Annotated in this window: 7 protein-coding genes and 1 pseudogene; 3 read left to right on the plus strand and 5 right to left on the minus strand. The window is 41.3% G+C overall.

Going from position 1 to position 10,195, the window contains the following annotated elements:
* The first annotated feature begins 264 nt into the window (after window positions 1–264).
* Together G561_RS0102925 and G561_RS0102930 are read left to right on the plus strand one after the other, a co-directional pair.
* Complete coding sequence (locus tag G561_RS0102925; protein WP_028858216.1) at window positions 265–1,284, plus strand: NAD(+) kinase; 1,020 nt, start codon at window positions 265–267, stop codon at window positions 1,282–1,284.
* An 88-nt stretch (window positions 1,285–1,372) separates the two neighbouring features.
* The gene (locus tag G561_RS0102930) at window positions 1,373–1,678 is read left to right on the plus strand and encodes a YeaC family protein (protein WP_028858217.1); all 306 of its coding nucleotides are present in this window, start codon (window positions 1,373–1,375) and stop codon (window positions 1,676–1,678) included.
* A gap of 96 nt (window positions 1,679–1,774) precedes the next feature.
* Here the strand turns inward: G561_RS0102930 and G561_RS0102935 are convergent, their stop codons facing one another.
* The 5 genes from G561_RS0102935 to G561_RS0102960 all read right to left on the minus strand — a co-directional run bounded on the left by G561_RS0102935 (window position 1,775) and on the right by G561_RS0102960 (window position 9,635).
* A complete protein-coding gene (locus tag G561_RS0102935; protein WP_037031529.1) occupies window positions 1,775–2,149 on the minus strand; it encodes a HopJ type III effector protein in 375 nt (124 codons plus the stop codon).
* A 120-nt stretch (window positions 2,150–2,269) separates the two neighbouring features.
* Window positions 2,270–2,515, minus strand: coding sequence for a carbon storage regulator CsrA (gene csrA / locus G561_RS0102940; protein ID WP_028858219.1), 246 nt, complete (start codon window positions 2,513–2,515; stop codon window positions 2,270–2,272).
* A 576-nt stretch (window positions 2,516–3,091) separates the two neighbouring features.
* Window positions 3,092–4,375: an aspartate kinase gene (locus G561_RS0102945; RefSeq protein ID WP_028858220.1), complete on the minus strand. Its 1,284-nt coding sequence runs from the start codon at window positions 4,373–4,375 to the stop codon at window positions 3,092–3,094.
* A 456-nt stretch (window positions 4,376–4,831) separates the two neighbouring features.
* Complete coding sequence (alaS, locus tag G561_RS0102955; protein WP_081794350.1) at window positions 4,832–7,549, minus strand: alanine--tRNA ligase; 2,718 nt, start codon at window positions 7,547–7,549, stop codon at window positions 4,832–4,834.
* A gap of 280 nt (window positions 7,550–7,829) precedes the next feature.
* Window positions 7,830–9,635, minus strand: coding sequence for a DUF389 domain-containing protein (locus G561_RS0102960; protein ID WP_028858222.1), 1,806 nt, complete (start codon window positions 9,633–9,635; stop codon window positions 7,830–7,832).
* A 342-nt stretch (window positions 9,636–9,977) separates the two neighbouring features.
* Here G561_RS0102960 and G561_RS0102965 point away from each other — a divergent pair.
* Window positions 9,978–10,195 (plus strand): annotated as a pseudogene (locus G561_RS0102965) (IS982 family transposase); the annotation flags it as partial.

Below are 10,195 nucleotides of genomic sequence, written 5' to 3' on the forward strand. Positions count from 1 at the left end.
TAAAAATGTGAACGCAGTTAATAAGTTAATGGTTACGACAAAGCGACTTTTCAATCGCTTTTCAATCGTCTTTTAATATGGGTCTGTTATAACTGTGCTTACATCTATACTGGGTATAACCGTGGTTAAGTCACTTTTCATCGGGGATTTGGGTTGATATTGAACAATCGGTTAATGCAGTGAATCTGATAATGTGGTACGCTAACCACAATATTTGAAGCAAGAAAAACCCCCAGTAAGCCTGTTAAACTTTGAATAACTTAAATGACCTATTTGATGAAGCTTAAGCCTATGGAAAGCTCCGCGCAGTCCGATAAGCTCCCACACTTATCAGACTCTCCTCATTTTCACTCTATAAAAAACCCCGCTTTTAGGCGCATAGGCTTGATGGGTCGTGCTCGTAAAAGAGGAGTAATCACTACTATCCATGAGATTGGTCAGCGCATTAATGAGATGGGGCTGAGTCTCTATGTCGATTCAGAAACAGCCACTTTGCCTGACCTTGAGCTGGAAAAGCTAAATCAATTACAGATTGTAAAACGTAGTTTGCTAGGTGAGATCTGTGATTTGGTAATAGTAGTGGGTGGTGATGGGTCTATTCTACATGCAGCACAAGCCCTAGCGCGCTACCGGGTGCCAGTATTGGGAGTCAACCGAGGCCGATTAGGGTTCTTAACAGATGTTAACCCTGATGAGGTTGGGGTAAAGCTACAACAAGTGTTGATGGGCGATTATCAATTAGATCAAAGGTTCTTATTGATGATGGAAATTCAAGAGGACCGTAAGATTATCCATCAGGATATGGCACTAAACGATGTGGTATTGCATGCTGGTAAGTCGGTACACATGATAGACTTCCAACTAAAGATTGATGGTCTAGATGTGTATCGTCAACACAGTGATGGTCTTATTGTGGCCACACCGACAGGATCAACGGCTTATGCCTTATCCGGCGGTGGCCCTATTATTCATCCTAGTTTGGATGCAATTTGCTTGGTGCCGATGCATCCGCATACTTTATCCAGCCGTCCTATCGTGGTGAACGATAAAAGCGAAATCATGATTCGTATTCATAAGGATAATCGTACTCAGCCTATGGTAAGTGCCGATGGGAAGCCTAGTATTGCCTTAGAACAGCATCATAGATTATTTATCCGTAAGCATCCTGACAAGTTAACCTTATTACATCCGCCAGGTTTTGATTTTTATGAAGCCTGTCGCACTAAACTAAATTGGAACGTACATGCTGAAGAGTTTTCTTTAGATGGTGAAGAGGATATCTAGTCGCTAAATTTTAGTCATTACATAGTATAAATTTTAGCTTTGATAGTATTTTGGCTATGATAGTATAGTATTAAATATGAGGTATGTTATGAAAAAAGAAGATGTATTGGCAGCAATGACCCCTGAATTAGTGGCTTCTTTTCGTACAGCAATTGAGATAGGTAAGTGGCCTGATGGCAATAAGCTAACCACAGAACAACGTGAGACTTGTATGCAAGCGGTGATGATTTGGGAACACGAAAATCTGCCGCCTCAAGAGCGTGTGGGCTACATTCATAAGCCTGTAAAAAAAGATGGCACCGTAGTAGGTGAGGAGTGTGATGTAGAGCATGAGCATCACTATCCCAACATGCCAAACCCCAAGGGTGACATTCAGCCAGTTAAGTTCCGCTAAGTTTTCTTGATTATTTTGAAAACATAAGGCAGAAATTTGAAGCAAAAAAAAGACTAACCTAAGTTAGTCTTTTTTTATTGCCCTATAATAAGGCGACTAGATGTTTTTTACATCAACCTCTGGACGCGGTGTTAATGGGTTTTTTTCCATTAAAAAAGCACTCCAACCCCAATGTAAAAAGTTACGGATATTAGCATGATCCGTACCATTTGGAGTGGCTAGTACCGATTGGTAATGCTCACCAAATAATTTTAGGGTATCAAGTTGGCTTAGGCCATGATGTTTGGCAAAACCAAAAATCTTAGCACTGCCTTCATTGATACCAGGAGCATTCACGCAGTCCCCATTGCTAAATTTAACAGGGGTATAGCGATAAAAGTCGTCGATAAAGTTAATGACGTCCTTGAAGCCAATGGCTTTTTTATCTAGTCCGTTTAGTAGTGCAGACACGTCAGAATGTCGGATACTCATAATGGCCTCATTATCAAATCAGAACTAATTATTGAATACTAATATTCATTTATATTGTCTCTCGGCATAACTATGATGATAGTCGTGCTTTGATAAAGACAATACCTAAAAAATACTTAGTTATCTATTAAAAAAGTCATCATCGTCAAATGAGGTAGGGAAGTTGCTTTGCTCTAAGTGTTGCATTTGAGACTGCATAGCTCGTTCGTGCTGAATGCGTTGATAAATCTCTTCACGATGCACTGCAATATCTTTTGGTGCATTAACGCCAATGCGAACTTGATTGCCTTTTACACCCAAAACAGTGACACTTACTTCGTCACCAACCATTAAAGTTTCACCAACACGGCGAGTTAAAATTAACATGCGTCACACTCCTTATGTCGCAATTGAAAAATCTGGCAAATGCCAAATGATAAAATATTCATAACGCTGCCCATTAAGTTTGCCCTTAAAAAAGGCGACTTTGATTGTCCAACGCTATTTTGAAGTCATTTGCTAAACTTAAGCTTATTCAATTAGGTTATTTAACCAAATAACTGAATGCCTAAAATGTAGCTAAACAACATCTAACTTTTCAAGGGGATAAAAGTGTTCAAAATAGCATTGCTATTGATGATGTATTTGCCCTAAGAGTTCATTTGACTCTTAACTACATCAGCATAGACCATATTCGAACAGAACATTATAAGGCTTTATAGTGGCAGTGTCATTAATATTCACTATTTTTAACATATAACCGCTTTTAAAGCCTTATATATTATTTATCCTTATATATTATTTATAAGGTTACATAAACTTAGAACCTTATATAAATTAAAAGAGCCCGAAGACTCTTTTAATTTAGCAAGGTTTACTTATTAAATACTAGCTATTTAATGTGAAGTTAAATTACCTATAAACCTGGTAACTTGTCTTACTATTTAGCTAAGTAATAAAAGGTTATAGACCAGCAACTTTACTTTCACCATCTGCACGATCTAGACCAAATGCAGTGTGCAAAGATTTAACGGCTTTTTCTAAGTGTTGTTCTTTGATCAATACAGAAATTTTGATTTCACTGGTTGAAATCATTTGGATGTTGATATGGTTCTCAGCCAATACTTGGAACATTTTGCTCGCCACACCAGCATGTGAGCGCATGCCTACACCCACTAAAGATACTTTAACCACATCTGTATTGCCATGAATTTCTTTGGCATCGATTTCTTGTTTGATACCTTCTAAGATTTTCACCGCTTTATCAAAGTCAGGACGATTTACTGTAAAGCTGAAATCAGTTAGACCTTGCTCTGATAGGTTTTGTAAAATCATATCGATTTCGATATTAGCATCGCTAATAGGCGTCAAAATTGAAGAGGCTACGCCAGGATGATCAGGCACACCACGTACCACAATCTTTGCTTCGTCTCTGTTAAATGCGATACCTGAAATGACCGGCTGTTCCATGTCGTCTCCTTCGTCAACTGTAATCAGTGTGCCAACATTTTGGCGGAATTCTTCATCAAAGCTGCCATCTTGACCTTCGTCAAAACTAGACAGAACTCTTAAAGGTACTTGGTATTTTCCAGCAAACTCTACGGCACGAATTTGCAATACTTTGGAGCCTAAGCTGGCCATTTCTAGCATTTCTTCAAAAGTGATTTTATCAAGCTTACGCGCTTTAGCCGTAACGCGTGGATCTGTGGTGTATACACCGTCAACATCTGTGTAGATTTGACACTCATCTGCGTCCAAAGCTGCAGCAAGCGCCACACCTGTAGTATCTGAGCCACCACGACCTAAAGTGGTGATATTGCCTTCGGCATCGACACCCTGGAAGCCTGCAACCACCACCACATTACCAGCATTAAGCTGTGCTTGAATATTTTCAGAATCGATGGATTCGATACGGGCTTTAGTGTGCTTATTGTCAGTACGAATGGCGACTTGGCCACCGGTAAAAGAGCGAGCACCAATACCAAGCTCTTGAATAGCCATAGATAACAATGAGATAGAAACCTGCTCACCCGTAGAGACCATTTGGTCGTATTCACGAGGATCTGGTGTGCTGCTGATTTGATTGGCAAGGTCGATTAATCGGTTAGTCTCACCGCTCATGGCTGATACGACAACGATTACTTGATGTCCATGGTCATGCCAGCGCTTAATTCGCTTTGCAACATTTTTGATACGGTCGATACTGCCCATCGACGTACCACCATATTTTTGTACAATCAATGCCATGTGAAACCCTTTGAATTGAAAGTTTGGTTTTCACCATTATCTCTACTACTATCGCCCAAACTTATGCCTTAGATGAGCAACGCTGTTGATATACAGTCACCACGACATAAGTAGTAAGAAAAATAATAATAAAAAACGGTAATCCCTTGGTTTAATTAACTTTGTCTGTAAGTTTAGTGGGGTTAATAATCCTGAGTGAGGCAACTAATAATCTACTTCAATCAACAAAAAACTATTCAGACAAACGTACTTTATATCACAACAGAGCGTTACCATCAAAGAAAGCAGGAAAATTAATGATGGTAAATAGTTATAAGCTACTAAACTTATTGCAATGTTCAGTATTTATCCTGCTTAAAGTATTGATTTCTACTAAAAGTATTAATTGGGCCAACTATATTAGCTAACCCAATAAGGTAATAAAAATATTAATAATAGCTGTACAGCGTTAAGTTATTAGCTTAGCTGACTTTGTAACCAAGTGGGTAGCTGCGCCATAACAGAGGCCAGCTTATCACTATTAGGAGCACCGCCTTGAGCATAATCAGGCTTACCGCCGCCTTTTCCACCAAGCTCAGTGGCCAAGTGACGAATGATATCACCGGCTTTTATGTCAGCGGTTAAAGATTTGCTCACTGAAGCAGCTAAGGCCAGCTGATCGCCTTTTTCGCCCACCAAAACAATGATGGTGTCTTGAAGTTTGGACTTCATATCATCGATCAGTCCGCGCATGGCTTTGCCGTCAATACCGGCTACTTGGGCGATGAGTACTTTTTTATCGGCGATGGTTTGTACCTGATCTACTAAAGTAGCGGCTTGAGCACTAGCGATTTTTTGATTCAGGCGCTCAATCTCTTTTTCTAGCTCACGTTGTTTGTCCGCCATAGATTGGACACGGTCAGCTACCTCTGGACGTTTTGCTTTTAGCTGATTGGCTAGGGCAGTTAACTGGCTGTCAGCTTGCTGTACATAGCGTAATGCCCCCATACCCGTTAAAGCCTCAATGCGGCGAACCCCAGCAGCAATACCTGACTCTGAGGTAATTTTAAATAGACCAATATCACCAGTACGCTTCACATGTAGCCCGCCACACAGCTCGATAGAGAAGGGCTTCTCAACACCATCTTCGATGTCTCTGGCACCCATGGTTAAGACGCGAACGGTTTCGCCGTATTTTTCACCAAATAAGGCAGCTGCGCCTTTGGCCATGGCTTCATCGATGTTCATGTGCTCAATTTGGGTCTCAACGTTGGCTTGAATTTGCTCATTTACCAAGCGCTCAATAGTAGCTAAGTCTTTTTGAGACACAGCATTGTCGTAAGAGAAGTCAAAACGCAGGACTTCGCTGCTGACCAATGAGCCTTTTTGTGAGACTTTATCGCCCAGTACTTTGCGTAAAGCGGCATGTAATAAGTGGGTGGCAGAGTGGTTTTTGGCACTGGCTGCGCGAATGGCGGAAATGACTTGGGTATCAGCAGTCTGTTTGGCTTTTAGACTGCCCATGTTGACCACACCATGATGAATAATGGCTTGTCCTGACTTCTTAGTGTCTTCTACATTGAACACACCTGAGCTGGTACGGATTTCACCCATTTCACCTACTTGACCACCGCCTTCGGCATAAAATGGAGTGCGATCAAGAACGATAACGCCCTCATCACCTTCATTTAGCTCGTCAACTTCTTTGCCATCTTGATATAGGCCGATGATATTAACTTGGGTCTCATCCAGCTTCTCATAGCCTACGAATTCAGTTGGGGTTTCAACCTTAATGGCAGCAGAGTAGTCCACATCAAATTTACCCGCATCACGGGCACGTTGACGCTGGATATTCATCTGTTCATCAAAACCTGCTTCATCAATACTGATGCCACGCTCACGGGTAATGTCAGCGGTTAAATCCACTGGGAAACCATAAGTGTCATAAAGTTTGAAAGCGGCCTCGCCAGATAAAACATCACCAGATTTTAAGTTACTTAATTCACTGTCTAATAAACGTAGACCTTGAGCCAGCGTTTTGGCAAATTGAACTTCTTCTTTTTCGATAGCTGATTCAATAAAAGCTTGCTTTTCAACTAATTGAGGATAAGCTTCGCCCATCTCTGCTACCAAAGGGGCTACCATCTTGTAGAAGAAGCTGTCTTCAGCCCCTAATTTATTACCATGTCTTACCGCGCGGCGAATGATACGGCGCAGTACATAGCCGCGGCCCTCATTACTTGGCAATACACCATCAGCGATTAAGAAGCTCACTGCACGGATGTGATCAGCGATAACTTTTAAGGAAGCTTGGTTTTCATTTTTGATGCCTAGTAAGTCAGCAGCACTATTGATTAGGTTAACGAATAGGTCTATCTCATAGTTGCTGTGAACGCCTTGCAAGATAGCACTGATACGCTCAAGACCCATACCGGTATCTACGCTTGGTGCAGGTAGAGGCTCCATAGTGCCATCGGGCTGACGGTTGAACTGCATGAAAACACAGTTCCACACTTCAATGTAGCGGTCGCCATCTTCTTCTGGTGTACCAGGTAAGCCACCCTCAACGTGTGCGCCGTGGTCGAAGAACACTTCTGTACAAGGACCACAAGGGCCAGTATCACCCATAGCCCAGAAGTTATCAGAAGCGTAAGGAGCACCCTTGTTATCGCCAATACGGATAATGCGTTCTGCGGGCAGGCCAATATCTTTGTGCCAGATATCAAAGGCTTCATCATCTGTCTCATAGATGGTGACATACAGTCGATTAGCGTCTAAAGCCAACCATTGTGCTGAGGTTAAAAATTCCCATGCATAAGCAATAGCAGATTTTTTGAAATAATCGCCAAAGGAGAAGTTACCTAACATTTCAAAGAAAGTATGGTGACGGGCGGTATATCCTACGTTATCTAAGTCATTGTGTTTACCACCAGCACGCACACACTTCTGTGAGGTAACGGCGCGACTATAATCTCGCTTATCGATACCTAAGAAGCAGTCTTTGAACTGGTTCATACCAGCGTTAGTGAACAGTAGGGTTGGATCGTTGTAAGGCACTAAGCTTGATGAGGGTACGTGCGTGTGCTGCTTACTAACGAAGAAATCAATAAAAGATTTACGCAGCTCGGCTGTGGTTAAGAATTTGCTTGAAGCAGGGGATACTGAATTTGATGATGTGGGCACAGACTGAGTCACATGAACTCCTTAAAGAATGGCTGATAAGCTAAAGGTTTATTTGTGATAAAAATAAAGTAGGTTACAATAAAAATGGATTATATAGCCAAAAAACGCCCTACAGAGTGGCTCTAAGCGTGCAGCTATAAATAATAGCGTCAAAGTTTAGCATATTTATAGCCAAAACATGACTATTCACTTCACATAGTGTGGCTATTGGCTGTAAATATTGGTTTTAACTTTGACGCAATCGACTACTTTTATTGATAGGTTATTAATCAGCTAATTATTAATCAGCTAATTATTCATTGGCTAAGATGGCGGCATCTGTCGTGTCAATCTCATCTTTATGATACGGGCTTGATTCAATAACAACGACTGGAATATATCTTAGTTGCAGGCGCACCGGCTGATATTTTGGATAGTCCTGCTCAATGATGTTGTTAATGTGTTGTTCTAGATATCTGGCCTCTTGCGAAGAAGGTCGGGTTTCGCCACGTATAACCGCTCTAACCGTTTGATAGTCTTCTCTTGGCACAAACTGGGTGGTGGTTAACGCATTGCCCTTATCAATGAAATAGTCATTAAGGCTTTCCTTCACTTCGTTTTCAAATTTTTGCTTCTTAGTAATGGTATTAAAGTTATAGGTTAAATAAGCACCTATGACTACCAGTAACATCAATGGGACAGCATTACGACGGAAAAAAGCGACAAAAGGGCTGCTTTTGTAGTCATCTTCAACCAAACGTCGAAAGCCTGCCGACCATAGAACTAACGCATTGGTAAACTGAATGGCGATAATATTGGTTAAGGCTAATAATAAGGCGCCAAGGCCCAATGAGCTTTCACCATGGGCGAATAGAATCCCACTGGCAGCTAAAGGCGGAACCAAAGCTGTGGCGACCGCAACCCCAACCACGGCAACAGACAGTTGCGGGGAAATCATGGCGTAGGCACCAGCAGTACCGCCTGCCAATGCAATCATCAAGTCCATAGAAGTGGGCTGGGTGCGAGATAAGATTTCATTGGTGAGTGGAGAGTCTTGGTGTATCCAGCCGACGAGAAAGCCAATGCCCACCACCATTGCTGCTCCAGCCAATACTGTAAATAATGACTTGCGTAAAAAAGGAATGCGATAGTCAATAATAGCCAGTGCTGCACCACTGATAGGCCCAAGCATCATTGCCACCAACATAGCCCCGATTACCACAGCAGCCGAGTTGACGACCAAGCCATAACTGGCAATGATCGCTGATAACGCATTCATAATAAAATACATGCGACTGGGTAGGGCGTTGGCTTCAATATCTACCCGGACACCAGGATAATCAATTTTTACTTTGCTTTTTTGCTCTGCCAAAAATTGCTTATAAGATTCTAATTGTGATTCTTTTTTAATTTTTTGTTTTTCATCTTCGCTAAGCTCTTCCTCCTCCTCTGCACTATATTCTTCGCTATTTTTTTTACTATTTTTTTTATACGAAGTAGGATGAGGCTTAGCTTCTTGATGGTGATGCTGCTCAGAGTCGACGGGTTTCTGATTTGCCAAAGAGTCTTGCTTTGGCTTTAAGCTCTGCTCCTCTGGCACAGTTTGTTTTTGCTCAGCAGGTACAGGCGCTGTGCGGTCAGTTTTTGTGTTTTGGGTTTCTGTGCTATCCGCTCTTGGCGATTCTTTTTTTGTAGTGTCGTCTGTTACTTCGCAGTGTTGCTCAGCTTTTAGTTGATTTTGGTTATTTAATGGCAAGTCAGTAGCATCTGAGTCAGCTGCTTGGCTCTCATAAGCTTTGGCATGAATAGGATCGGCTGGTAGCTTGGCTAAATAGTCTAATTGTTCCTTTTTTAGGGCCTGCTCGCTTGCCTTATTATTATCGTCTGGCTTGTCAGCTCCTGATATTGAGGTCGCCTCAGGCTCCTCGTCGTCACAAGTGGCCACAGCCACATCCATTAAAGGGGCGTTAATGTACTCTGCATCAATAATAATAAATGGACAGTGGCGGTGTATTTTCTTATTGGGAACAGGAGTAAATACTGTCTGGGTTAAATCAAAATTTGCTACCTCAGTGATAAACTGGAAATAAGGCACTGGGATATGAGGGGCATGCGACATGAACTAACCTGTAATAAGCCAATAAAAATAATAAATAAAGCTTAATAAGTGATGAATTAAATAAAGTTGGGGTAAAGTGAAGTAGGCTAACTTATGCTTATTTATCGTTGTAAAGTAAGCTTCTTTGAGTATATCACTTAACAGTTTCAGGGTCTTTATTTTAAGACGACTAGTAATGTGATAAAATTTTTGTAAAAACCCTTAAAGATTCTAAGGATTTAGTGTATAACTATAAGTATTAATTATTAACTGGGACCCCACTCTCAACACTTTTAGGGGTTGAAAAAAAATGACACCTCACTATCCTTAAAGTTTTCGACCAAGAAGACCAAGGACAATGAGATGCCACTTGACGAATTTATCATTAATATCTATCTGATGGTAGAGCAATATTACAACTTAGTCGTTCAAAAACCGTTAAGAAGAGGCGGATTTGCGCCTAAACTTAGCGATACTGAAATTATATGTATGGAGCTAGTTGGTGAGTTTATGGGCATGGATCAAGACAAACAAATCTGGCAATATTTTAAAAACCACTGGCTGTCTTGGTTTCCAAACCT

It is taken from the genome of Psychrobacter phenylpyruvicus DSM 7000 = NBRC 102152 (genome assembly GCF_000685805.1).
GTDB classification, from domain to species: Bacteria; Pseudomonadota; Gammaproteobacteria; order Pseudomonadales; family Moraxellaceae; genus Psychrobacter; species Psychrobacter phenylpyruvicus.